At 39.4% G+C, this 24,238-nt stretch carries 21 protein-coding genes, 1 other RNA gene and 1 pseudogene; 7 read left to right on the forward strand and 16 right to left on the reverse strand.

Translation table 11 applies throughout. The features are described from left to right. Positions 1-8 precede the first annotated feature (8 nt). Complete coding sequence (rnhA, locus tag PR800_RS10245) at positions 9-479, forward strand: ribonuclease HI (RefSeq protein WP_102139057.1); 471 nt, start codon at positions 9-11, stop codon at positions 477-479. On the opposite strand, the gene PR800_RS10250 is transcribed toward rnhA, so the two are convergent. Further along, positions 476-1,210 carry a class I SAM-dependent methyltransferase gene (locus PR800_RS10250; protein ID WP_102139056.1) on the reverse strand — a complete coding sequence of 245 codons (735 nt, stop codon included), beginning with the start codon at positions 1,208-1,210 and terminating at the stop codon, positions 476-478. The two genes, rnhA and PR800_RS10250, sit on opposite strands and share 4 nt — an antisense overlap. Positions 1,211-1,250: 40 nt before the next feature. On the opposite strand from PR800_RS10250, the gene gloB reads away from it, so the two are divergent. From gloB to PR800_RS10270, 4 genes are all read left to right on the forward strand, one after another. Next, positions 1,251-2,006 carry a hydroxyacylglutathione hydrolase gene (gene gloB / locus PR800_RS10255; protein ID WP_210848898.1) on the forward strand — a complete coding sequence of 252 codons (756 nt, stop codon included), beginning with the start codon at positions 1,251-1,253 and terminating at the stop codon, positions 2,004-2,006. Positions 2,007-2,087: 81 nt separating this feature from the next. Then, positions 2,088-3,458, forward strand: coding sequence for a murein transglycosylase D (mltD, locus tag PR800_RS10260; RefSeq protein WP_102139054.1), 1,371 nt, complete (start codon positions 2,088-2,090; stop codon positions 3,456-3,458). Positions 3,459-3,986: 528 nt separating this feature from the next. Next, a complete protein-coding gene (gene tomB, locus PR800_RS10265; protein ID WP_102139053.1) occupies positions 3,987-4,355 on the forward strand; it encodes an Hha toxicity modulator TomB in 369 nt (122 codons plus the stop codon). 74 nt (positions 4,356-4,429) lie between these two features. Beyond that, positions 4,430-4,633 (forward strand): HHA domain-containing protein, encoded by a 204-nt coding sequence (locus PR800_RS10270; RefSeq protein WP_102139052.1) that lies wholly within the window; start codon positions 4,430-4,432, stop codon positions 4,631-4,633. A gap of 320 nt (positions 4,634-4,953) precedes the next feature. Here the strand turns inward: PR800_RS10270 and ffs are convergent. After that, positions 4,954-5,050, reverse strand: an RNA gene (ffs, locus tag PR800_RS10275) — signal recognition particle sRNA small type. 142 nt (positions 5,051-5,192) lie between these two features. Then, positions 5,193-5,651 carry a YbaY family lipoprotein gene (locus PR800_RS10280; RefSeq protein ID WP_210848899.1) on the reverse strand — a complete coding sequence of 153 codons (459 nt, stop codon included), beginning with the start codon at positions 5,649-5,651 and terminating at the stop codon, positions 5,193-5,195. 239 nt (positions 5,652-5,890) lie between these two features. Between PR800_RS10280 and tesB the strand changes: the two are divergent. Beyond that, positions 5,891-6,756, forward strand: a pseudogene (gene tesB / locus PR800_RS10285) (acyl-CoA thioesterase II). A gap of 139 nt (positions 6,757-6,895) precedes the next feature. Here the strand turns inward: tesB and amtB are convergent. The 5 genes from amtB to PR800_RS10310 all read right to left on the reverse strand — a co-directional run bounded on the left by amtB (position 6,896) and on the right by PR800_RS10310 (position 12,767). Then, positions 6,896-8,143, reverse strand: coding sequence for an ammonium transporter AmtB (amtB, locus tag PR800_RS10290; protein ID WP_210848912.1), 1,248 nt, complete (start codon positions 8,141-8,143; stop codon positions 6,896-6,898). A 49-nt stretch (positions 8,144-8,192) separates the two neighbouring features. After that, on the reverse strand, positions 8,193-8,531 hold the full coding sequence (gene glnK, locus PR800_RS10295) for a P-II family nitrogen regulator (RefSeq protein ID WP_004905421.1): 339 nt from the start codon (positions 8,529-8,531) through the stop codon (positions 8,193-8,195). Positions 8,532-8,703: 172 nt separating this feature from the next. Beyond that, complete coding sequence (locus PR800_RS10300; RefSeq protein ID WP_195698222.1) at positions 8,704-10,488, reverse strand: SmdB family multidrug efflux ABC transporter permease/ATP-binding protein; 1,785 nt, start codon at positions 10,486-10,488, stop codon at positions 8,704-8,706. Next, positions 10,485-12,230 carry a SmdA family multidrug ABC transporter permease/ATP-binding protein gene (locus tag PR800_RS10305; RefSeq protein ID WP_272530755.1) on the reverse strand — a complete coding sequence of 582 codons (1,746 nt, stop codon included), beginning with the start codon at positions 12,228-12,230 and terminating at the stop codon, positions 10,485-10,487. The genes PR800_RS10300 and PR800_RS10305 overlap by 4 nt, the downstream gene beginning before the upstream one ends. Before the next feature lie 75 nt (positions 12,231-12,305). After that, positions 12,306-12,767, reverse strand: coding sequence for an Lrp/AsnC family transcriptional regulator (locus tag PR800_RS10310; protein WP_004905429.1), 462 nt, complete (start codon positions 12,765-12,767; stop codon positions 12,306-12,308). 276 nt (positions 12,768-13,043) lie between these two features. On the opposite strand from PR800_RS10310, the gene queC reads away from it, so the two are divergent. After that, entirely contained in the window at positions 13,044-13,724 is a 681-nt protein-coding gene (queC, locus tag PR800_RS10315) for a 7-cyano-7-deazaguanine synthase QueC (RefSeq protein WP_102139046.1), read from the forward strand. Between the two features lie 68 nt (positions 13,725-13,792). Here the strand turns inward: queC and PR800_RS10320 are convergent, their stop codons facing one another. The 8 genes from PR800_RS10320 to tig form a co-directional block, all read right to left on the reverse strand. After that, entirely contained in the window at positions 13,793-14,221 is a 429-nt protein-coding gene (locus tag PR800_RS10320; protein ID WP_102139045.1) for an acyl-CoA thioesterase, read from the reverse strand. A gap of 192 nt (positions 14,222-14,413) precedes the next feature. Beyond that, positions 14,414-14,785, reverse strand: a complete 372-nt coding sequence (locus tag PR800_RS10325; protein WP_102139044.1) for a ComEA family DNA-binding protein — start codon at positions 14,783-14,785, stop codon at positions 14,414-14,416. Positions 14,786-14,929: 144 nt separating this feature from the next. Continuing rightward, on the reverse strand, positions 14,930-16,801 hold the full coding sequence (gene ppiD, locus PR800_RS10330) for a peptidylprolyl isomerase (RefSeq protein ID WP_102139043.1): 1,872 nt from the start codon (positions 16,799-16,801) through the stop codon (positions 14,930-14,932). Between the two features lie 175 nt (positions 16,802-16,976). Continuing rightward, positions 16,977-17,252, reverse strand: coding sequence for a nucleoid-associated protein HU-beta (hupB, locus tag PR800_RS10335; protein ID WP_004914513.1), 276 nt, complete (start codon positions 17,250-17,252; stop codon positions 16,977-16,979). 235 nt (positions 17,253-17,487) lie between these two features. Further along, complete coding sequence (lon, locus tag PR800_RS10340; protein ID WP_166266719.1) at positions 17,488-19,926, reverse strand: endopeptidase La; 2,439 nt, start codon at positions 19,924-19,926, stop codon at positions 17,488-17,490. 206 nt (positions 19,927-20,132) lie between these two features. Continuing rightward, entirely contained in the window at positions 20,133-21,410 is a 1,278-nt protein-coding gene (gene clpX, locus PR800_RS10345) for an ATP-dependent protease ATP-binding subunit ClpX (RefSeq protein WP_094962144.1), read from the reverse strand. A gap of 113 nt (positions 21,411-21,523) precedes the next feature. Next, entirely contained in the window at positions 21,524-22,144 is a 621-nt protein-coding gene (gene clpP, locus PR800_RS10350; RefSeq protein WP_004905443.1) for an ATP-dependent Clp endopeptidase proteolytic subunit ClpP, read from the reverse strand. Positions 22,145-22,703: 559 nt separating this feature from the next. After that, positions 22,704-24,008: a trigger factor gene (gene tig / locus PR800_RS10355; RefSeq protein WP_102139041.1), complete on the reverse strand. Its 1,305-nt coding sequence runs from the start codon at positions 24,006-24,008 to the stop codon at positions 22,704-22,706. Between the last annotated feature and the right edge of the window lie 230 nt (positions 24,009-24,238).

A 24,238-nucleotide genomic window follows, 5' to 3' on the forward strand; every position in this document is an offset into this window, starting at 1 on the left:
TACCAGAAATGACAAAGCAGGTAGAAATTTTCACGGATGGTTCCTGTTTGGGCAATCCAGGCCCTGGAGGATACGGGGTGGTTCTTCGTTATCAACAACACGAAAAAACCTTAAGCGATGGTTATTTTATGACCACAAACAATCGTATGGAACTACTTGCAGCCATTGTCGCTCTTGAATCCCTAAAGCGGCCTTGTGATATTATTTTAACCACAGATAGCCAATATGTACGCCAAGGGATCACCCAGTGGATCCACAGTTGGAAGCGCAAACAATGGCGCAAAGCCGATAAATCACCCGTGGTGAATGTGGATTTATGGAAACGCCTCGATGAAGCAATTCAAAGACATACTATTGATTGGCGCTGGGTCAAAGGCCATGCCGGTCACCCTGAAAATGAAAAATGTGATGAGCTGGCTCGTGCTGCGGCTTCAGCACCGACCAAGGAAGATACCGGTTACCAACCCGCACAAAATTAAGAAGGGTCGTTTATCTTCATTGATTTACTGATCTCCTTCGCAGCGCCAAGCGCGGTTCCAATCTTAACCTTTGGTTGTTTGAATTTTAGTGGTGTCGGAGTTAATGGACAAGTCCGTTTCCGCGCCACAATCACACTTAGAGCACCAATCCCCCCACAGCTTTTATTCACTCGCCTTTGTGCGCTCAACCAAGGGATTACTTGGCAATTACGATGATATAAAACTTCATAGTTTAATAAACTTAGCCAATCAAATACCCTGACAGATGGAAAAAAACGGCTACAATAAGGCTGCCGTTTACGCAAAACAGGTACGAGTTTCGCCATTCCGACAAGACTAAAAGGGTTAAAACCTGAAATGATTAACCAGCCATCATCAATTAGCACCCGGTCAACTTCCCGTAAAAGCCAATGAGGGTCATGGCTATAGGCCAAGCAGTGAGTCATTAGGCAGGCATCTATAGATTTTTGGGTTAATGGCAATGCTTCGGGCTTGGCGACAAGATTAAAACGAGGGTCACCAGTGCCAACATTAAACTGATGGGAAATTAGGCAATCGTCGGTATGGATTTCCGTACTTAAATGGCCTAACTTAAGCAAATGAAAGCCGAATATCTTCGGCCACCAAGGGCTAAGTTGATTTTCTATAGCTTGACGGTATTGTTCCCCAAAAGGAATATCAGACCAACTAACAGGCATTTGAATTTTTTTATCAATACGCGCAGGCTTCATGAAATTCCCCTATTAACTATTAGCAAGTATCGAGGTCATTATGGAGTTAATTCGAGTACCCGCTTTAAACGATAACTACATTTGGGTTTTAGTCGATAGCCACCAACAGTGTATCATCGTTGACCCAGCAGAGGCAGAGCCCGTGCTTGAAATAATGACAGCCAAGCAACTAGCTCCTATCGCCATCCTGCTAACTCACCACCATAATGACCATACTGGCGGTGTAAAAGGGATTTTAAGCAAATTTACAACACTTCCGGTTTTTGGCCCACAAGAAACCCAATCTAAAGGGGCAACAGAAATAGTCGAAAACGGTGATAAGGTTATAATTAACGAGTTCAATCTACAGGTTATTTCATTATCAGGCCATACCTCTGAGCATATCGGCTTTTACCAAGCACCTTATCTATTCTGTGGTGACACCCTATTCTCCGCGGGTTGCGGACGGATATTTGAAGGAACCCCCGAGCAAATGTTCGAATCTATCCAAAAAATTGCCGAGCTTCCTGATGAAACCTTAATTTGCTGTGCTCATGAATATACTTTATCTAATCTTAAATTTGCACACCATGTATGGCCTGAAAATGAAGCCATCACTCAATATTTACAAAAAATAACGCAAATACGTGACAAACATCAACCAACAGTACCCACTTCATTGAAAACAGAGAAAAAAATTAATATCTTTCTGCAGTGCGATAACGTTCAATTACAGAAAAAACTCAATATTAACGTACAAAATCCACCTTTAAGGGCTGTTTTCACCCTGTTGCGTCAATTAAAAGACCAATATTAAAGTTTAATGATTGTCATATCGGGGTGGGATAAGTATTATTGTTCGACTTTTAAACATCAAAATGAAGAACAATAGAAAAGAATGAAGATAATCGCGACGCTTATCGCCGTTGTTCTGTTGGCCGGATGCCAAACTGCCCCGAAAAAAATTAAGCAGAACAAAACTCCAACTAACCATACAATTGAAACTGTTGCACCACATAACCAAGCAGCCAGTCGACAATTACCCAAAGCCGATTATGACTTATGGGGCTATATTAGCGATGAACTAAAAATGGATATCCCTGATAAACCTCAAGTTAGGGAACTCGCAAACAGTTATTTAGATAAACAACGTTTTGTCTACGATGTGGCATTAAGAGCTGAGCCATACATGTACCTCATCGTAGACGAAATTAATGAGCGAAATTTACCTATGGAATTAGCTTTAATTCCTATTGTTGAAAGCTCATTTAATCCTAAAGCGACCTCCCCAGCACAAGCTGCTGGTCTATGGCAAATCGTTCCTATCACGGCACGCTCATATGGCCTAAAACAGACACAATGGGTTGATGAACGCAGAGATGTGGTTTCTTCAACTAAAGCAGCCTTTGACCTTCTCGAAAACTTAAATGTTATGTTCGGCCATGATTGGGAGCTCACTCTTGCGGCCTATAACTGTGGAGAAGGTTGCGTACAAAATGCTATCAAGAAAAATGAAGCTGCCGGGTTACCTACTGATTTTTGGTCACTCTCTTTACCAAAAGAAACTAAACAGTACGTACCTAAAATCTTAGCGCTTAGCCAAGTATTGAAAAACCCTGAAAAGTATCAAGTTAATTTACCGACAAGTAATAAAAATAGAGCACTCACTCAAATTGATGTCGGCCAACAAATCACGTTATCTCAAGCAGCAGAGCTGGCTGGGCTAACAGTTGAATCGGTAAAAACATATAATTCTGGCTATACACGTGGCATAACATCGCCAAATGGCCCTCATTATATTATGTTACCTACCGCGAAAGCTGAACAATTCAAAATATCACTGTCAGACCAAGATGTTTTAAACACGATCCGTTTAGCTGCGCAACAAAATCAGCAGATAAAAACAGTACAACCCACCGCAATTTCGAGTGCGCGTCAAAATAGGGCTAAAATAGCCACATATAAGGTGCGCAAAGGTGAGTCCGTCGCAAGTATTGCAAAAAAATTCAATACTACCGCGAAGAATATTCAAAAGCTAAATGGGTTAAAAACCGCAAGCGTTATCAAGCCTGGGCAAGTATTAAAAGTTTCAAATACAGCGTCTACGGTGAGCAATCGTAAGGCAAAAACTTATAAAGTAAGGAAAGGCGATTCCTACTATAGCATTGCGAAACGTCATGGCATAAAACTCAATGACCTAATGACGTGGAATTCCGGTGTTAAAATGGCCGACCTGAAACCCGGGGTAACCTTAAACCTCTACCTTTAAGTTATGCTTAACAAAAAAAGCTTTTGTCTATTTCAGGCAGAAGCTTTTTTATTTTTTAATTCTGTTATTAGTAAAAATAAATTATTTGAATGAATTAAATGGGATAATAATTTTTATAACATCTTTTGTATAAACACTTCATATTCACCGCACTAAAATAACTGATGGTTAAACTATAATATAAATGCTTCATGAAATTGAGTTTAAGCAGAACATACACAACTCAAACTTCAACCACCCACTAATAAATTAGAAAAAAGTAGTTTATTGGTGGTGACATATGTGATAATAATGCTATTATTATATCGCGGCTAGTTTAGTCCGAGCTGCCAGTCCGTATTCGAACATCGCTTATGTATTATATTAATAATCTTCGAAAAGTTTAACGAACTAGCAATAATCTTATATTTTTCAATATATTAATGAGCAACTTTTATATTGAACATAGGTGCTTTAATTAGTTAACATGATATTATTATTGATAAAAAATACACACAGCAAAAGTCAGATTCGCCTACGGAGGTGATTATGGATGAATACTCACCCAAAAAACATGATATAGCAGAGCTAAAATACTTATGTAATAGCCTCAATAGAGATGCTATTTTAAGCTTACAAAAAACAAATACACACTGGATTAATGACTTAAGCTCCCCTCAAAGCGCAGCCTTGAATGAGCTTATTGAACATATCGCTGCATTTGTATGGCGGTTTAAAATCAAATATCCAAAAGAGAATCTTGTTATATCACTTATCGAAGAGTACCTCGATGAGACCTATGACTTATTCGGTAGCCCGGTCATCACGCTCAGTGAAGTTATAGACTGGGAAGCAATGAACCAGAGTCTTGTCGCTGTGCTGGATGATGACCTAAAATGTCTAACCAGCAAAACCTAAAGATATTATTTATCTTTAGTTCAAACTATAAAACCATATATTAATAAGTAATTTTGCACAAAAGAAAGGGTATTATGACCAAATTTGATTATCTGATGCGTTTAAGAAAATGCACAACAATTGAAACTCTTGAGCGTGTCATTGAAAAAAACAAGTATGAATTATCTGATGATGAGCTAGAGCTATTCTACTCCGCAGCAGATCACCGCTTAGCTGAACTCACAATGAATAAGCTTTATGATAAAATCCCAGCTTCTGTTTGGAAGTTTGTTAGATAATACCTCATTAACACGCACAGATAGTGAATGATTATGGCCGGTAAACCCACTTATCGGCTGGACGCGATGTAATTATTGTTAGCATTATAATTATGCTAATAAAAACCTTTACTGCTTTTCATTTCAATCTACTTTTTTCTTATCATAATAATTAAGGTTGTATTCTTAACCTTTCTTTTTTTAACTTTTGAATTTATTTAAGTTAATGAACTTAATTTACATTTATAAAAATAAAAAAAGAACAATTAAAGATTATATTCATAACAAATTAGAATATATGGATTGATATGCAGAGAAGAGTACGTAGAATTGGGTGGGAGCCCTGCCAGCGACATCCCGGCACACACGACCCCTGCTATGGCTGCTTCCTTCCAGACCTGACCAAGTTAACAAGTTAGTGTTGCGGGAGAACCAACAGAGCCCCCATTGATTGCTTCTTTCAAAGCAGGGGCATTATGCTTGATAGTCGTTGAAATAGCAAGAAACCCATGATTAAGTGACGATTTATTACACAAAGAACCTTTGAAAATAGCGACTCAACTAAGAAATCGCTTATTCGCTAGTTTGCAGATACCATCAATAATTCAACATTTTTTGTGATGCCGTTATTGATAACCTCTACAACACTATCACTAATATATAATAATTTTCCATCAGCGTTCACGGTTGCATTAACAACGAGTGTACCTTCCTGCCTAACTTCATTTTTTTGGTAAGTGAGCTCAAAGGGAATTGTCGGGCGATTGTTCACTGAATTATAATATTTTTGAGATAATATTAGGGCTGGCAAGTCCGCCACCGTTGTATCCGCCAGAGTAATTGTAACAACCGCACCTTCAGGTAAAGCAGTATTCTGTAAAATGACAACACGGCCCTCGATTTTCCCTGAATCTACCGTCTGATTATTATTACTATTTTTAGCATTAAGTGCTTTTTCGTTGGGCTTTGTGCTATTCCCTTCACAACTAACCAACATTAAAAGTACTAATAAGCTAACAATGTAGCGAAAAAACCTCATAGTTATTACCTATAATACAATGTTTACTAAAACATTTTTAAATAATCGGAATAGACAAATCATTTTCTGATTGGTGAATAATAAAAAGTATAGCTAATATTGGTAGAATAATACATTTATATTTCCAAATGTAACAATGCGTAACCTGAATTTATTCGATAACAATTAACCTACCTATTCAGGATAAATAATGGGAAAATACGAGTATCTCATTCACATATAACAGAACTAAGATGACTATGAGCCCAGAATTACAGAATTTAATTAGCCTAATCGAACTCGAAAAAATTGAAGAAGGTATTTTTCGGGGACAAAGTGAAGACCTTGGTTTGCCTCAAGTTTTTGGCGGACAAGTTGTTGGACAAGCCATGTATGCAGCGAAACAAACCATACCTGAAGAGCGATTAATTCTTTTCATAGTTATTTTTTACGTCCAGGCGATAGCTCACGTCCTATTGTTTATGACGTTGAAATTTTACGCGATGGCGGAAGTTTTAGCGCACGTCGAGTGAGCGCCATTCAAAACGGCAAGCCTATCTTCTTTATGACCGCATCATTTCAATCTCAAGAAGAAGGTTATAATCATCAAAACTTGATGCCGGATGTACCACCACCGACTTCGTTAATTTCTCAAGATGATATTGTGCAAAGTTTGGCTGATAAATTGCCAGAATCAGTTAAAAAATATGCTCTTAGGCCAACTCCCTTTGAATTTCGTCCTGTTGAGTTTTACAGCCCATTCGATTCCGCACCTCAAGAGCCGTTTCGTTATATTTGGTTTAAAGCGAAAGGACAGTTACCCGATCTACCTTCGCTGCATCACTATTTGTTAGGTTATGCATCTGATTACAATTTCCTTCCAGCCGCATTGCAACCGCATGGTAGAGGCTTTATGGAACGAGACCTACAAGTCGCAACGATTGATCATTCAATGTGGTTCCATCGTCCATTCAAAATTGATGATTGGTTACTGTATGCCGTAGAAAGTCCCTCGGCATCTGGTGGAAGGGGTTTTGTTAAAGGACAAATCTATAATTTACAAGGTGATCTTGTTGCAACCGCAGTCCAAGAAGGTGTAATTCGGCATAGGCAACCCCATAAATAAAGCGGAGTTTCGAGTAAGTGATTACTTACTTAGAAAGGTAGATGAGTCGGTTTAAAAAGGTAATGGCAGCCAGCAATAAGCTGCCATTATCAATTTACACAAAGCACAGTATTATCCTGTAATTATCATTACATTAAGATTAATTGTAGGCACTTTCACCATGAGAAGTAATATCTAAACCTTCCCTTTCTTTTTCAACATTAATGCGTAAACCTGAAGTTTTCGCTGCCACTTTAAATGCGATATAAGCAACGACTGCGGTCCAAACAACACAAACTAGTATGCTAACAGCTTGAATTCCGACTTGTTTCATCATCGTAATACCCTCCGCAAAACCACTTCCGCCTAATGCCGTTGAAGTAAATACCCCCGTTAGTAAACAACCTAAAATCCCGCAGACACCATGAACCCCAAAAACATCGCAAACATCATCAACTTTTAATCGACGCTTTAAAATCACAACACCCCATAAACCCGCCAGCCCAGACAATACCCCTATAATTAATGCCCCACCGACCCCAACCGTTCCTGCCGCTGGCGTAACCCCAACTAACCCAGCTAAGCAACCAGAGCAAGCACCTAATAATGAAGGTTTTTCCCTGAAAAGCCACTCAGCTAAAGTCCATGATAAAATAGCACCAGCCGCAGCTGCGATAGTGTTCACAAACGCTAATGCAGCGATACTATTAGCACTTCCGGCCGAACCTGCATTGAAACCAAACCAGCCAATGAATAGTATGGATGTTCCCATAAACACCATAGGTAAGTTATGTGGTTTAATAGCCTCTTTTCCTAACCCAGTACGATGCCCAAGTAAGTAAGCACCAACTAAACCGGCAACAGCCGCATTAATATGAACAACCGTACCCCCAGCAAAATCTAGTGCGCCATCTTGCGATAAAATACCGCCGCCCCATACCATGTGTGCCATTGGTAAATAAGCAAATGTCGTCCAAATAATCGTAAAAATTAAAATTGCAGAAAATTTAATTCGCTCCCCTAGTGCACCAACCACCAATGCAACCGTTAAGCATGCAAATGCCCCTTGAAAAACAACGTGAATAAATTGAGGGATCGGTCCAGATAAGCTTTCAACAGTGATATTTTTTAACATAATCTGACTAAAACCACCGATAAAATCATTTCCCTCACTAAAAGCTAAGCTGTACCCATAAACAATCCAAATAACAGACACTAAAGCGAAAATAACCGCGGTTTGAGCCATTAAAGAAAGAACATTTTTGCTTCTTAGTAGCCCACCATAGAATAATGCGATACCTGGAAGTATCATGAAAATAACTAAAGCAGTCGCTATCATCATAAATGCGTTATCCGCTTTATCTAGAGTTTCCTCTGCTGCAAGCACCGTTATTGGAAAACTCCCCATTGATATCAATAGACATAAGTATTGGAACCCTTTGCGCATAATTGCTCTCCTACAGTGCTTCGTCTTGTTTTTCACCTGTACGAATACGTACAGCTTGCTCTAATGACAAAATAAATATTTTTCCATCCCCGACTTGGCCCGTATAAGCTTTTTTTTCGATTGTTTCAATTACCTGTTCTACTAACTCATCAGAAACCGCTATTTCCATACGTACTTTAGGTAAAAAATCGACAGTATATTCAGCTCCTCTATATAATTCGGCATGTCCTTTCTGTCGTCCAAACCCTCGAACTTCAGTAATAGTAAGCCCTTGAACACCAATATCTGATAGTGCTTCTCGGACTTCATCTAATTTAAATGGCTTAATGATTGCGATGATATATTTCATGCTCACTCCTATAAGTCAGGTGAATAAGCCGCTCAATATCTTGAACAGCACTAACGTTATAGCAAATCGTGTGCCAAAATATATTTATCCATATTATTCAATAGGAAAGAACAAAATAAAAAACCACTCGAATGAGTGGCTTTAGGTCTTGCATTATAAGAGTGCAGAATAATTAACTAGTTATACTCTCAATTTCAGCATCACAACGGGCATTCAATGATTCCCCAACTTGTTGCAACTGGTACATTTGATAATAACGTCCTTTTTGCTGTAAAAGCTGCAAATGTTTACCTTGCTCAACAATTGCACCACGATGTAACACAACGACTTGATCAGCATCGACGATTGTCGATAAACGATGAGCTATCACGACGAGCGTAGTATGTTGACGGATCATTCGTAATGCTTTTTGTATCGCTTGCTCAGTCCCTGAGTCAATATTCGCCGTTGCTTCATCCAAAATTAAAATTTTAGGTGTGACCACAAGTACTCGAGCCATCGCTAGTAATTGTCTTTGCCCAACAGACAAGGTGTTTCCTTGTTCACCAAGTACGGTATCTAGCCCATCAGGTAACCCACGAACTAACTCAGCAAGCTGAACAGTTTCAAGAACTTCCCAAACTTTATCTTGGCTAATCTCACGCCCTAGTGCGACGTTATCAAAAAAAGAAGCCGCAAGGACAACAGGGTCTTGTTGCACCATCGCAATACCATGACGTAAAACTTGGTGAGATAGTGAACTCAAGTCACGTCCATCTAATAAAATATCCCCTTCCTGCCATGGGTAATACCCCATAATTAAATTTGCAATGGTACTTTTACCGCTCCCAGTATGACCGACCAATGCAACAAAATTATTATCAGGTACGTGTAAATTAATATCTTTAAGTACCATTTTGTTATCACGGTAAGCAAAAGATAAATGGTTAATTGAGATTGAGCCACCTTGTAATGGCTCAATACTTTCCCCATAGCCTTGTTGCGGGCTATCCATGAGTTCAAAAACACGCTCACCTGAAACAACCGCTTGCTGAAGCATCGATTGCTGAGAAGTTAATTCGATAAGCGGTTCATTCAAACGACCTAAATAGTTAATAAATGCATATAAGACACCAACACCAATGGTAGTCGTTCCTTCAAACCCAAATAGCAATAGCAAGCCACACAATACTGAAGCTGAAAGTAAACTTAGTAATGGCCTTAATAGTAAGCCATCAAGTTTTAATGCTTTCATTCTTGCAAAATAATGGTCTTGACTAATACTTTGCATTTTTTCGCCAAACCTAGCCTGTTGGATAAATTGCTGAATAACCGTCATTCCACTAATGACTTCGTTAAAACCGTTGTTAATATCCGCAAGATAAGATCTGACACGACGTACAATCGGTGTACTTAAGCGCTGATAAACAAGCATCACCACAAATACAGCAGGAAAAATCATCACTGCAATTGATGCCATACGCCATTCCAATGAAAACATAGCAACTAACATGGCACAAATCAGGGCTAAACTCCGAAACACCGTCGGCACAACCATCACAAATAGATCTTTAATCACTTCAGTATCATTTGTAACTCGTGAAATCAATTGGCCAACAGGTTGTTTATCAAAGGCACTCAAAGGCTGCCTAAGGGCGGCATTCATCACATCTGTTCGTAATGTTTGCACGACTCCCACAGAAGCTTTATTAAATAAAATAATTTGATAGTAATGTAATAATGCAGCAATAACTTGAAGCAATATAAAACCAACGGCCATATATAAAGCCAGTGGCATGATGATTTGCTTTTTCGCAATCATGTTATCAATAAAATAACTGATCAGCAGAGGCCCGCTGACCTCCGCAATAGCGGCCAACCATAGCATTGCAATAGCAATCCCCATGGTGCCTCGGTGTGCTTTTCCGTAAGAAAGTAAACGCTTAAGTGCTGGCCATAGTGGTTTCTTTTGGCTCATAGCTCACCATCCAACGCCGCTTCAATCTGTTGGTACTGATACATATCTTTATACCAACCCGACTGCGCAATAAGCGCTTCATGCCTACCTCGGCTAATAATCGCACCTTGAGATAGCACAATAATATTGTCTGCTTCTACCAATGCAGATAGACGATGAGCGCTAATTATCATGGTTCTACCCTGCCGCCAATGACTTAAGTTTTGTAAAATCGTAAACTCGGTCTGCCCGTCAACGGCAGAAAGTGCATCATCTAACACCAAAATTTCTGCATTTTGTAAGATTGCCCTTGCAATAGAAATTCGTTGTTTCTGCCCACCAGACAACATAACTCCACGTTCACCAACCTGAGTAGAATAGCCTTCCGGTAAACGTAAAATATCATCATGTACACAAGCGACACGCGCTGCCTGCTCAATTTCTTCCTGAGTGGCATTAGGTCGCCCAAGTGCGATATTGCCTGCAACTGTATCTGAAAATAAAAATGGAGATTGATTTACGATAGATAACCGAGCACGCCATTCATTTAAACGGACCTCAGATAGTGGTAAACCTTGATAGAGGATTTCCCCTTCCGTAACATCAAATTGGCGCTGCAATAACGTCAACAATGTTGATTTCCCAGCCCCTGTTGGCCCACAGATCCCCAAAAATTGCCCAGGTTTTAGGTCAAACCGAATACCATGTAATGCTATTCGTGTGGTTTCTGGATAACTAAAATTGATGATATTCACATTCAAGTTTCCCTTTTCAGGCTGTAATGAATGCGAGCCATCCTGAATAACTAACGGTTCATTGAGTAAACTTAGAATACGACTATAAGCTGCACTACCTCGTTCAACGATATTAAACATCCATGCGAGCGCTAGCATTGGCCAAATCATTAATCCTAAATACATCACAAAGCTCGTTAATTCACCTAACGTCAATGTGTCGTTTAACACCATCCAGCTGCCACCTGCAATAGCGAGTAAATTGGCCATACCAATCGCCATAAAAATGGTGGGATCAAAACGCGCATCAACTTTAGCAACATGCATATTGCGACGTCCAGCCTCAGTGGCTACCTGTTCAAATTGATTCGATTGATGATCTTCAAGGCCAAAAGCTTTAATCATACGGATACTTGTTAAACTTTCTTGCGCATGATTATTTAAAGACGAAAATGCCCCTTGAGCATGCTTAAAACGCTGATGAAGCTGGTCACCATAACGCTTAATGACTAGTGCCATAATTGGCATTGGAATAAGTGCTAGTAAAGTCAGTTGCCAACTAATTTCAACACTCATCATGATGAGCACCGCACACCCCATCACCAATGAGTCAACTAATGTTAAAACACCTTCACCAGCTGCAAACACAACTCGGTCAACATCATTCGTCGTGCGTGCAATTAAATCCCCTGTTCGGTACTTAAGGTAAAACTCTTGATTTTGCAGACTTAATTGCCGATAAAATTTTTGTCGTAGCTGTACGGCTAACTTATAAGAAGCACCAAATAACCATAAACGCCAAACATACCGCAAACCATACACAACCAGTGCAATCAACAGCATGACTGAAACATAAGTAATCAACTGCTTTGTTGGCATTGCCCCTTTACTTATTCCATCAACAACCACACCAACGATGCGTGGAGGGACTAATTGTAAGATAGCAATAATAATGAGAAAACAAACAGCACCGAGATAGCGCCGCCACTCACTCAAAAAATACCAACCTAGTTGTGAAAATAATCGCACGTAATACTGCCTTGAATATATTGATTTAATGATGCCTAAAAATGAGAAGCCGTAATCATCTACGTTATTACGGAGTTAATCAGGAATAGGCAATACTGTCGTATACTTGATTTTTTCCATTGCAAAACTTGAAGTCACATCGATTAAACCATGAACACCATTGACGAGTTTTTTATAAAATAAGTCATATGATTTCATGTCATGCACTTCTACTTGCATAAGGTAATCATACTCCCCAGCCATACGATAAAACATCAGAACTTCAGGAAGTTGACTGACAAAAGAAACAAATTGCTCATACCACTCACTATTATGATGCTGTGTTTTAATTGTCACAATTACCGTTAAACCTAAACCTAGCTTCTCACCGTCGAGTAAAGTCACTCGCCCTCGAATATAGCCCTCATCTTCAAGCCTTTTTAATCTTTTCCAGCACGGCGTAGATGTTAAATTAACAGCTTCAGCAAGGGTGTTTAGGGATAGGCTACTGTCATTTTGCAATAAACAAAGCAGCTTTTTGTCTATTTTATCTAGCATGATTGCTCTCTTGACTTAGGTGTAAGTACTTTTGTCGTTATTGTATTAGCTACATAACCATATTATGCAAAATTGAATAATTTAAAAACAATAAAGATGTTACCAAATGTCGTGATTATAGAATATTTTTATATGAATAACCAAATTCGCATATGAATAGTACTTCAATCAAACTCACTTTGTAAAAATAGAACTATTAATTACACCTTAGTATCGTTAACATGCTTCACTCTCTTCCCATCACATTTTAAAATGATATATCACCAAGGAGTACCTATGAAACGCGCAGTTGTGGTTTTCAGCGGAGGCCAAGACTCAACAACCTGTCTTATTCAAGCTTTGCAAAACTATGATGAAGTTCATTGTGTGACTTTCGATTATGGCCAGCGCCACCGTTTTGAAATCGAAGTCGCACAGAAGTTAAGCGTATCTCTAGGTGCTACAGCGCATAAAGTCTTAGATGTTACATTACTCAATGAATTAGCAATCAGCAGCTTAACTCGAGATAACATCCCAGTCCCTGATTTCACAGAAAGCGAGTCGAGCGGCCTGCCTAGCACTTTCGTACCTGGACGTAATATTTTATTTCTCACTCTCGCAGCAATATACGCCTATCAAGTCCAAGCAGAAGCGGTGATAACCGGTGTATGTGAAACCGATTTTTCAGGCTATCCCGATTGCCGTGATGAGTTTGTCAAAGCACTCAACCATGCTGTAGACCTCGGCCTTGCCAAAAATATTCGCTTTGAAACACCGTTAATGTGGCTGAATAAAGCCCAAACATGGGCTCTTGCCGACAGTTATGGTCACCTTGAGACCATTAGGCAGCAAACACTGACTTGTTATAATGGCATCCAGGGTGACGGTTGTGGTGAATGTGCAGCCTGTCATTTAAGAAGCAGGGGCTTAGCTGAATATCTAAATGATAAAGAAACCATCATGCTATCATTAAAATAAAAGCACTAATAAGTTAATCAAACACGTGGCCTACCATGCCCTATTCATAACTATTCAAGCTAGGTAGGCTAATTTTGAATGAAATCTTCAGAACCCACCTTGAATGACTCTAACTTCTCACGCAGCTGTTCATCGATAACAATCGCTTTATTCTCTATATTATCGATAAAAACAAACGTCACATAGGCATCTGAAACAACCTCTTGAACGCCTGCTTTATTACGAATAATTTGTTGATAACATACTGCGCTTTTACTTCCTATTTTATCCATACGAGTCACTACCGTCAGCTCATCACCAAGTAATACGCCTTGGATATAATTTACATTAATGTTCACTGCAGCCATTGTTAAATTATTTTTTATAGCCCAGTTAATGAAATTACGTTTATTCATCCATTCCCATCGGTCCGCTTCGTAAAATTCTAAATATCGTGCATTATTAACATGTTGAAAAACATCTATATGATAACCATGAACTTTAATATGTGTTGTCATAACTACTCCGACCAGTTTATTTTCCGATAACATAAAAATAACAAATGTACGGAAAATATGCTGAATGATTATCAATAATAAGACTTAGCTCTCAAATTATTTATAAGAGGTTTAGTTTTCTGCTCAATTATTAACCTTTAATATAATTCACCCATACTATATTCCCCCCATACTTTGTATGGGGGATTTTAGTTACAAAGTTAACTTATCTTTATTCTTTTCTAAAAATGCAGGACCTATCCCCTGAACCTCTAAAATGTTTTCAATGGAATTAAAAGCACCATATTTTTGCCTATATTCAACAATTGCTTTCGCTTTTTGCCTACCGATACCCGTCAGTTTTTCTGCGAGTTCTTCTTCACCCGCTAAGTTGATATTGACTTTGTCAGACTGGCCATGGCTCGTCGATGGTGAGTTATTACTTACTTGTTTCTCTTGAATGACAGCCGCAGTGGCTTTTTCTGGCTCAATTTTCTTAGCCAAAGAAAAAAAAGAGAATGAGCATAATAAAGAAAGGAGCAGAACAATACCTAATCTGCATTTATTGACTGAATTCCATAACATATTTGTTCTCCTGTGTATGTTGAGATACAACGATGCCATAGAAAAATACGGAACACTTTTCAATAATATTAGAAATACGAAAGGCCACCCAAAGGTGGCCTTCTAATCATGAAGTTACAATTTTATTTGCGAAGCTGTTCGCAATTATTCAATATTCAGCACTTCAATTTTTGCATTCTCACGCAAGTTAAGCATCAGAGCTTCGTTAACTGCAGAACTCATTGCACCTTGGTATTCACGGGTCAGTTGTTTTAACTCTTCATCCGTTGGTTGGCCTAATGTGACTTTATCTAACTGAATAACCACATAGTTATCGGACTCATCACGCGCAAGTGCATAACTTGGTTTACCATCAACAGGTTGTGACATTTCCATTGTCGCATTGATAACCGCTGTTTGTGGCATTAATCGAGAAACAGTCTGAACTTCAGAAAGTTTAACGCCAGCAGCATTTAGAGCTTCAGCCCCTTTACCTGCTTTTAACTCAGCAAGTAGTTTATCGCCCGTCGTTTTCAACTCTGCATCGGCTTTTTGACGTTTAACCAGTGTTTCAATTTCTGACTTAACCTGTTCAAAAGGTTCAACACTTTCAGGTTTATACTCTGTTACACGTACAACAAATGCACGGTCACCTTCCACGTTAATCACGTCAGAGTTAATCCCTTTAGAACCATTTTTATCCACTAAACGGTCGCTAAACACTTCACTGACCACTTTAGGGAAATTAAGTGCAGCAGGTGGATTTGTTCTATCAAACCAATCCGTTGTCACCGCTTTCAAACCAGATACAGATTCAACTGATACTAATGATTCCATATCACTCGTAGCCGCTTCACTGACTTTTTGCTGTAAATCATAGAATTGTTTAATGTTTTTATCTTGAAGTAAGCTAGTTTTAATACTTTCTTCAACTTGCTCAAACGGTTTAATAGATTCAGGTTTAATATCATCTAAACGAAAGATAACATAGCTATTTTGTGATTTAACAGGTGCTGAAAGTTGCCCTTTTTCTGTTAATTTTGCATCTACAATTTCGATTGGCGTTGATGCCGCTTCCATCCAACCAATCAGGCCCTTTTGCCCTGCACTGAATTTATCCGTTGATTTTTCAGTTGCTAATGTTGCAAAGTCCGCGCCTTGTTTTAATTCATTCAGGATATCATTCGCATCCTTTTCAGAATCCGCCTGAATCATACTGTACTGTTTTTGCTCTGCCTGAGTATAATTTTTCAGGTTTTGCTCATAATACGCTTTTACTTCTTCATCAGACACTGTGGCTGGAGGCATTGATGCAGCATCCATCTCAACATAGCTTACTTGTACTTTCTCAGGTGAGATAAAGCTATTTTGGTTAGCATCATAGTAGGCTTTTAATTCTTCTTCAGAAGCTGTTTGCTTCGCTTGAACTTCTGCTAAATCTAAGATTGCAGTACGAATTTCACGTTCTTGCATAAATAATTCAGCATATGCTTTAACTTCTGATGGTAAAGCGAAATCCGTTCCAGTAAAGGTTTTTCCTAACTGAGCTCGTGTAAGGTCTTGGCGAATTTGAGCTGCGAGGCTATCCGCGTTAATGTTGTTGCGGCTTAAAATCTCACGATATTTTTCGCTATCAAACCGGCCATCTGTCTGGAAAACAGGCATTGAGAAAATATATTGCTCAATTTGCTGATCACTTGCTGAAAGTTGTAGTTCATTAGCATACTGATTAATCAGTTCATTGTTAATCAAGTTATCGAGAGCTTGGCGGCGCAGTAAATTCATACTTTCTTCATTACTAGCGACTTCTGAAAATTTATCTCCCAGATACTCTTGTAATGATTGGCGCTCTTGTTGAAAAGCCTGCTGTAGCTGTTCTCGGCTTATTGACTGCCCGTTAACTTCAGCTGCATTATTTGCACTGTTGCCACCAAGGCCACCCATCATAACGCCACCCAACACGAATGAAAGGATAATCAGCGCCAGTATTATTTTGAGCAAAGGACTATTCGCCTTTGTGCGTAAATTTTCCATCATAAAAAGGCTTAACTCCGCTTTGTTGAATTCAATTTCCTGATAATACGCTAATCTTAACTCAGAAAGAAAAAAAAGCGCACCATTTCAATGGTGCGCTTATATATTAGCTGATTAAAGACATTCCGTCAGTTTGAGTTTTCGCAAAAATACGAGAAAGACAAACTTAAATACCTAATTAGCTATTTACAGCGTCTTTAAGACCCTTGCCTGGACGGAAAGCAGGAACTTTCGCCGCAGCTATTTTAATTTCTTTACCCGTTTGAGGGTTACGGCCTGTACGTGCTGCACGCTCACGAACAGAGAAAGTCCCAAAGCCAACTAGAGCAACATCGTCCCCTTTACTCAAAGAACCCGTTACAGTAGCAACGAACGCGTCAACAACACGACCTGCTGCAGCTTTAGAAATATTCGCATCAGAAGCGATTTGATCAATCAGTTGAGCTTTATTCACTCTTATCATCCCCATATTAGTTGGACTATAAATCTCTTAATTAACTATAATTAACTATAGCAGTTATTAGTATAGTTAATTAATATGCAGCCGTTATATCAATCCTGATTACCAATGGCAAGAGAACAGATTGCATACAAACAATTATCAGAATCATCGTTAAATTAGCGATGAAAAAAAAGGCTGACAAGCTCTAAATTAGCTGTCAGCCTTAATTTTATACAAACTTCTTGATTCAGCTCACTCTTTTAGCTTTCTTTTTAACTACTTCAGCGCCAAAAGGAGGGTTAACTAAAGCCAAAGAAAGAACTTCTTCAATTGTTTTCACCGGATGAATTTCGAGATCCGCGATCACATTTTGAGGAATTTCCTCTAAATCACGTTCGTTTTCTTTAGGGATTAATACTGTTTTAATCCCACCACGATGTGCAGCTAATAATTTCTCTTTCAGACCGCCTATCGGGAAAACTAAACCTCTTAACGTAATTTCACCTGTCATTGCCACGTCGGCTCTAACTGGGTTACCGGTTAAGCAAGAAACTAAAGCAGTTGACATCGCAATACCCGCACTCGGGCCATCTTTTGGCGTCGCCCCTTCCGGTACGTGAACGTGAATATCACGCTTTTCATAGAAATCGCTATTGATACCCAGTTTTTCTGCTCGAGCTCTAACAACCGTTAATGCCGTTTGGATAGACTCCTGCATGACTTCACCTAAAGAACCGGTGTAAGTTAGTTTACCTTTACCAGGTACACATGCAGTTTCAATAGTAAGTAAGTCACCACCAACTTCTGTCCAAGCTAGGCCTGTAACTTGCCCAACACGATTTTCTGTATCTGCTTGGCCATAATCAAAACGGCGAACACCCAGATAATCTTTCAGATTATCAGCGTTGATTTCAATGTGCTTAAGCTTTTTGTCCATCAGTAGCGCTTTAACTGCTTTACGGCACAATTTAGAGATTTCACGCTCTAAACCACGGACGCCAGCCTCGCGAGTGTAATAACGAATGATGCTCATTAGAGCACTATCATCGATAGTTAACTCATTCTTTTTCAACGCATTACGTTCAATCTGCTTAGATAACAAATGTTTCTTCGCAATATTCAGTTTTTCATCTTCTGTATAACCAGAAAGACGGATAACTTCCATACGATCTAACAATGGCGCAGGAATGTTCATCGAGTTCGATGTTGCAACAAACATCACATCAGATAAATCATAATCCACTTCTAAGTAGTGATCGTTAAATGCAATATTTTGTTCTGGATCAAGTACTTCTAACAATGCAGAGGCAGGATCACCACGCATGTCAGATGACATTTTGTCAATTTCATCCAGTAAAAATAGTGGGTTTTTGACCCCTACTTTTGCCATTTTCTGGATCAACTTACCAGGCATTGAGCCAATATAGGTACGACGGTGACCACGAATTTCAGCTTCATCACGTACCCCACCTAATGCCATACGGGTATATTGGCGACCCGTAGCCTTAGCAATAGATTGCCCCAAAGAGGTTTTACCCACACCTGGAGGCCCAACTAAACAAAGAATCGGCCCTTTAATTTTACTGACACGGCTTTGCACTGCCAGATACTCTAAAATACGGTCTTTCACACGCTCTAAACCGTAGTGATCGGTATCTAACACTTCTTGGGCTTTCACTAAGTCTTTTTTGACTTTGCTACGTTTATGCCATGGAACCTGCACCATCCAATCGATATAACTACGGACTACGGTAGCTTCCGCTGACATTGGAGACATCATTTTCAGCTTCTGCAATTCTGCTTCTGCTTTTTCTTGTGCCTCTTTTGGCATTTTCGCTTCTTCGATTTTACGTTTTAGCGATTCATATTCATCTGGCGCATCATCCATTTCGCCTAGCTCTTTCTGAATAGCTTTCATTTGCTCATTCAGATAATACTCGCGCTGGCTTTTTTCCATCTGTTTTTTAACACGATTACGGATGCGTTTTTCGACTTGCAGCAACTCAGTTTCTGACTCCATCATGGCCATCAAAAACTCAACACGCTCAGCGATATTCGCCATTTCTAAAACGCGTTGTTTATCCGCTAATTTTAGTGGCATATGAGAAGCAATGGTATCCGCCAGTTTATCTAGCTGATCTTGCTCTATTGCATGTAATGCGGTTAATACTTCAGGTGGGATCTTTTTATTCAGCTTTATATAGCTTTCAAACTGACTAACGATAGTGCGATACAATACTTCGTTTTCTTTTTCATCAAGTGCGTCTGATGATTGAGAACCCGCTGTCGCTTCATCATACGCAGCGTGTTCAGACTCATTATTTTGTTCTGTTGCCAAATATTCCGCTTGCGCTAAGAAATATTCGCCATTATCTGTCAAACTGGTAATACGTGCGCGTCGTAGACCTTCAACAAGGACTTTAACGGTGCCATCAGGCAGTTTTAACATCTGAATAACAGACGCGACTGTACCGACAGCAAATAAATCATTCACCCCTGGCTCATCAGTCGAGGCTTCTTTTTGCGCAACCAGCATTACCTGCTTGTCATGATCCATCGCTGCTTCCAGACTGTGAATGGATTTTTCACGTCCAACAAACAGTGGGATCACCATATGTGGGTATACCACTACATCACGCAGAGGCAATACTGGTATTTCAATGCGTTCGGAACGCTCAGGATTCATAAAGCTCTCTCTTCGTTTAGCTCACGCTAGTTTAAGGGTTTCTCTCTCTTGTTCTAAAATTGCTGTCTAAAACAAGGAAACCACACCTCAGAATATAAACTATATGGGGACAAGATTTTAGCATTCAATGGTTAGTTGAACATAAAAAACAAAATGAGGGAAACCCCTCATTTCGTTTGATTAACTATTGAACATTTTATATGGGATTAGTTATCGCCAGAAGCTTGAGCATCAGGTTTGCTATAGATTAAAAGCGGTTCTGATTGTTCATTAATGACGTTTTCATCAACGACAACTTTTTCAACATCACTCATTGAAGGGAGATCATACATCGTATTCAACAATGCAGCTTCAACGATAGAACGTAAACCACGAGCTCCAGTTTTACGTGCCATTGCTTTCTTAGCGATGGCTTTTAATGCTTCCTCACGGAATTCAAGCTCAGTGTTTTCAAGACTAAATAAAGCTTGATATTGTTTCGTTAATGCATTTTTAGGTTCTTGCAGAATCTGAATCAGAGCTTCTTCACTTAGTTCAGTTAATGTTGCAACAACAGGTAAACGGCCAATAAATTCAGGAATTAAACCAAATTTGATTAGATCTTCTGGCTCTGCCTGAGTTAATAATTCGCCTTCTGTTGCTTTATCTGACTCACCTTTCACTTCCGCAGCAAAACCAATACCTGAGCGGGTATTCAAACGCTGACCGATAACTTTGTCTAGCCCTGCAAATGCCCCGCCACAAATGAAGAGGATCTTTGAGGTATCAACCTGCAAAAATTCTTGCTGAGGGTGCTTACGCCCTCCTTGTGGTGGCACTGCCGCAACAGTTCCTTCAATAAGTTTAAGAAGTGCTTGTTGCACACCTTCCCCAGAAACGTCACGGGTAATTGATGGGTTATCTGATTTACGTGAAATTTTATCGATTTCATCAATATATACGATACCACGTTGAGCTTTTTCAACATCGTAATCGCATTTTTGTAGTAATTTTTGAATGATATTTTCAACGTCTTCACCGACATAACCAGCTTCAGTTAATGTCGTTGCATCAGCCATTGTAAATGGCACATCCAAATAACGCGCTAGCGTTTCAGCTAAAAGCGTTTTACCACTACCTGTTGGGCCAATTAGCAAAATATTACTTTTGCCTAATTCAACACCATCACTGGTTTTATCACCATTACGTAAGCGTTTGTAGTGGTTATATACCGCAACAGCTAAAACTTTCTTCGCTTTTTCCTGACCAATAACATAGTCGTCAAGATGCTGTCGAATTTCATGTGGCGTAGGCAGTTCACTACGCTCACGATGCGGCGTAAGTTCTTTTATTTCTTCGCGGATGATATCGAGACATAAATCTACACATTCATCACAAATATAGACTGACGGACCGGCAATCAGCTTGCGCACTTCATGCTGACTTTTTCCGCAGAAAGAGCAGTAAAGCAGTTTTCCTGTCCCCTCTTTGCGTTTATCTGTCATCAGTTGACCTCACTTTTATCCATATTGTTTTGTTTTCGTTCATTTAAAAACAAAACAACGATTTTCTTTAAAATAGTTTATGGTATGAACTAATTATACCAAAAGTTAACCCATTAACGGCTACTATAAATTTGGTCGACTAAACCATATTCTTTTGCTTCATTTGCAGATAAGAAACGGTCACGCTCTGTGTCTCGAGTAATTTCTTCAATGGATTTACCAGTATGCAGAGCCATTAACTCGTTCATTCGAGATTTCACTTTAAGAATTTCTTGGGCGTGGATTTCGATATCTGACGCTTGGCCTTGATAACCCCCTAACGGTTGGTGGATCATCACGCGTGAATTTGGTAAGCAGAAACGTTTACCTTTTGTACCCGCTGTCAATAAAAAAGCCCCCATGGAACAAGCTTGTCCCATACAAATAGTACTTACATCAGGCTTGATAAACTGCATCGTATCGTAAATTGACATACCTGCGGTAATTACACCACCCGGTGAATTAATATACAAATGAATATCTTTTTCAGGGTTTTCTGCTTCAAGAAATAACATCTGAGCGACGATTAAATTCGCCATATGGTCTTCCACTTGACCTGTCAGGAAGATAATACGTTCTTTTAATAGACGTGAGTAAATATCATACGAGCGCTCACCACGAGAAGTCTGCTCTATGACCATAGGCACAAGGGCCATTTGAGATGCTAATTGTTCCTGACTGCCAAAATGTGACATCGAAATCTCCTATTAAAACGTTCTGGTGCTTGCGCCTAATTTGCTGTCTGCCTACTATTTTGAGCAGAGTTCATGCCACAAACAACGGTTTTAAAAAATTCCTGTGTCTGCAAGCTCTTTCAATCCTCTTATTTTTCTAGTTTAGCTAATATTTAACCAAATTACTGACAAAATAAGAAGAAAATGCAGCTAAGTATGCTGCAGTAAACAAGACGCTCTTTAAAAGAGTTTAACACAAGTCTATTGGGTTACACGGAATTATACCATTAGAAAACCATACTTGATTTTCAAGGATGACGAAATAACTCAATTGGTTAATATCATCGTTTTCGGCAATATTAAGCGGTAAAAAGACAATATTAAGCTATTCAAAATAGTTTAAATCGCAATTAAGACCCCACTTAGACTACTGAAGTATAGATAATATAATTAGGGTTTAAATGTGTTTTTCAAGGGTTTCCTAATTAAATTCGCTAAAGTGATAATTTAAAGGCTTTAATTGACAAAAAACCCGTAGTAGCACACCACGGGTTTCATTATTTTGCACAGCAAGAAAAAATTAACCTGCTTGAACTTGGTTCATCAGTTCAGTGAAGTTAGTTTCTTTTTCTGTCACTTTAGCAACAGCTAATACTGTTTCAACAGCTTGTTCTTCTAAAGCTAAGTTACGAACACTGTTCATCAGCTCTTCGTTTTTGCTGTAGTATTCGATAACTTCAGATGGATCTTCATACGCAGAAGCCATTTCTTCGATCAGTGCTTTAACACGATCTTCATCAGCTTTCAGTTCGTTTTTGTTGATCACTTCACCTAACAGCAGACCGATCACTACGCGACGTTTTGCTTGTTCTTCAAACAGTTCACGAGGTAATTCCATCGCTTGTTTTTCGTCACCACCAAAGCGTTGTGCTGCTTGACGACGCAGAACATCAATTTCACCATCAACAACTGCTGCTGGTACTTCGATGTCGTTAGCTTTGATTAAGCCATCCAGAACTTGGGCTTTAACACGGTTACGCACAGCATTTTTCAGCTCACGCTCCATGTTTTTACGTACTTCTGCACGCAGGCCATCTAAAGAGCCATCAGCGATACCAAAACGCTTGATGAATTCTTCAGTGAACTCAGGCAGTTCACGCTGTTCTACTTTCTTCAGAACGATAGCAAATTTCGCTGCTTTACCTTTCAGGTTTTCAGCATGGTAGTCTTCTGGGAAGTTAACTTCGATATCGAATTCTTCACCCGCTTTATGACCCACAACACCTTCTTCGAAACCTGGGATCATACGACCTTCGCCCATAACGAGCGCGAAATCTTCTGCTTTGCCGCCTTCGAATTCTTCACCATCGATAGAACCGGTAAAGTTGATAGTGATGCGAGAGTCAGCTTCTGCTGCCGCTTCAACTTCTTTCCACTGCGCTTGTTGCTTACGCAGAGTTTCTAACATGTTTTCCAGATCTTCGTCTTTTACAGAAACTGCTGGTTTTTCAACTTCGATAGTTTCTAAACCTGCTAATTCGATTTCTGGGTAAACTTCGAATTCAACTGAATACACAAAATCTTTACCATCTTCGAGTTGCTCTGGCTTGTAGCTAGGTGCACCCGCTGGATTGATTTTTTGCTCAATAATTGCATTGATGAAGTTACGTTGCATTACATCGCCCAGAACGTCTTGCATAACAGACGCACCGTAACGCTGTTTAACGATGTTCATTGGTACTTTTCCTTTACGGAAACCATCAACACGTACTTTTTTAGCAACACTAACTAATTCGCTATTAACTGCTTTTTCAATATCAGTGGCAGGAACGGTGATTGTTACACGACGCCCAAGGCCTTGAGTCGTTTCAACAGAAACTTGCATCTTCTTACCTCAAAATAAATCTTAGTGATCGGTCTACTCCAGAGTTATGCCATTAAATCATAACGGCTGTCTCCCTTCCAGAACCGGGGGCGTTACTTTCGTAACGGTCAATCCCTGATATCAGAAGCGTCCCGAAACCTTACTGAAAATTAGACGCAGCATTATACCGATGCATGCGCCCTGAGTCGAGAAAAGCTGAGAAAAGAAGCGTTTTTTCCTCTTTATTTGTG

The organism is Providencia sp. PROV205 (genome assembly GCF_028479505.1).
Taxonomy (GTDB): Bacteria; Pseudomonadota; Gammaproteobacteria; order Enterobacterales; family Enterobacteriaceae; genus Providencia; species Providencia huaxiensis.

Excerpts from the sequence above, each read along its gene's own strand:
- PR800_RS10310 (WP_004905429.1), bottom strand. The coding sequence starts at position 12,767 with ATGCTAGATAAAATAGACAAAAAGCTGCTTTGTTTATTGCAAAATGAC.
- PR800_RS10300 (WP_195698222.1), bottom strand. The coding sequence starts at position 10,488 with ATGAGCCAAAAGAAACCACTATGGCCAGCACTTAAGCGTTTACTTTCT.
- glnK (WP_004905421.1), bottom strand. The coding sequence starts at position 8,531 with ATGAAATATATCATCGCAATCATTAAGCCATTTAAATTAGATGAAGTC.
- PR800_RS10250 (WP_102139056.1), bottom strand. The coding sequence starts at position 1,210 with ATGAAGCCTGCGCGTATTGATAAAAAAATTCAAATGCCTGTTAGTTGG.
- queC (WP_102139046.1), top strand. The coding sequence starts at position 13,044 with ATGAAACGCGCAGTTGTGGTTTTCAGCGGAGGCCAAGACTCAACAACC.
- ppiD (WP_102139043.1), bottom strand. The coding sequence starts at position 16,801 with ATGATGGAAAATTTACGCACAAAGGCGAATAGTCCTTTGCTCAAAATA.
- lon (WP_166266719.1), bottom strand. The coding sequence starts at position 19,926 with ATGAATCCTGAGCGTTCCGAACGCATTGAAATACCAGTATTGCCTCTG.
- mltD (WP_102139054.1), top strand. The coding sequence starts at position 2,088 with ATGAAGATAATCGCGACGCTTATCGCCGTTGTTCTGTTGGCCGGATGC.
- tomB (WP_102139053.1), top strand. The coding sequence starts at position 3,987 with ATGGATGAATACTCACCCAAAAAACATGATATAGCAGAGCTAAAATAC.
- clpP (WP_004905443.1), bottom strand. The coding sequence starts at position 22,144 with ATGTCACATTTTGGCAGTCAGGAACAATTAGCATCTCAAATGGCCCTT.
- clpX (WP_094962144.1), bottom strand. The coding sequence starts at position 21,410 with ATGACAGATAAACGCAAAGAGGGGACAGGAAAACTGCTTTACTGCTCT.
- PR800_RS10325 (WP_102139044.1), bottom strand. The coding sequence starts at position 14,785 with ATGTTATGGAATTCAGTCAATAAATGCAGATTAGGTATTGTTCTGCTC.
- PR800_RS10280 (WP_210848899.1), bottom strand. The coding sequence starts at position 5,651 with ATGAGGTTTTTTCGCTACATTGTTAGCTTATTAGTACTTTTAATGTTG.
- PR800_RS10320 (WP_102139045.1), bottom strand. The coding sequence starts at position 14,221 with ATGACAACACATATTAAAGTTCATGGTTATCATATAGATGTTTTTCAA.
- PR800_RS10270 (WP_102139052.1), top strand. The coding sequence starts at position 4,430 with ATGACCAAATTTGATTATCTGATGCGTTTAAGAAAATGCACAACAATT.
- amtB (WP_210848912.1), bottom strand. The coding sequence starts at position 8,143 with ATGGGGAGTTTTCCAATAACGGTGCTTGCAGCAGAGGAAACTCTAGAT.
- gloB (WP_210848898.1), top strand. The coding sequence starts at position 1,251 with ATGGAGTTAATTCGAGTACCCGCTTTAAACGATAACTACATTTGGGTT.
- rnhA (WP_102139057.1), top strand. The coding sequence starts at position 9 with ATGACAAAGCAGGTAGAAATTTTCACGGATGGTTCCTGTTTGGGCAAT.
- tig (WP_102139041.1), bottom strand. The coding sequence starts at position 24,008 with ATGCAAGTTTCTGTTGAAACGACTCAAGGCCTTGGGCGTCGTGTAACA.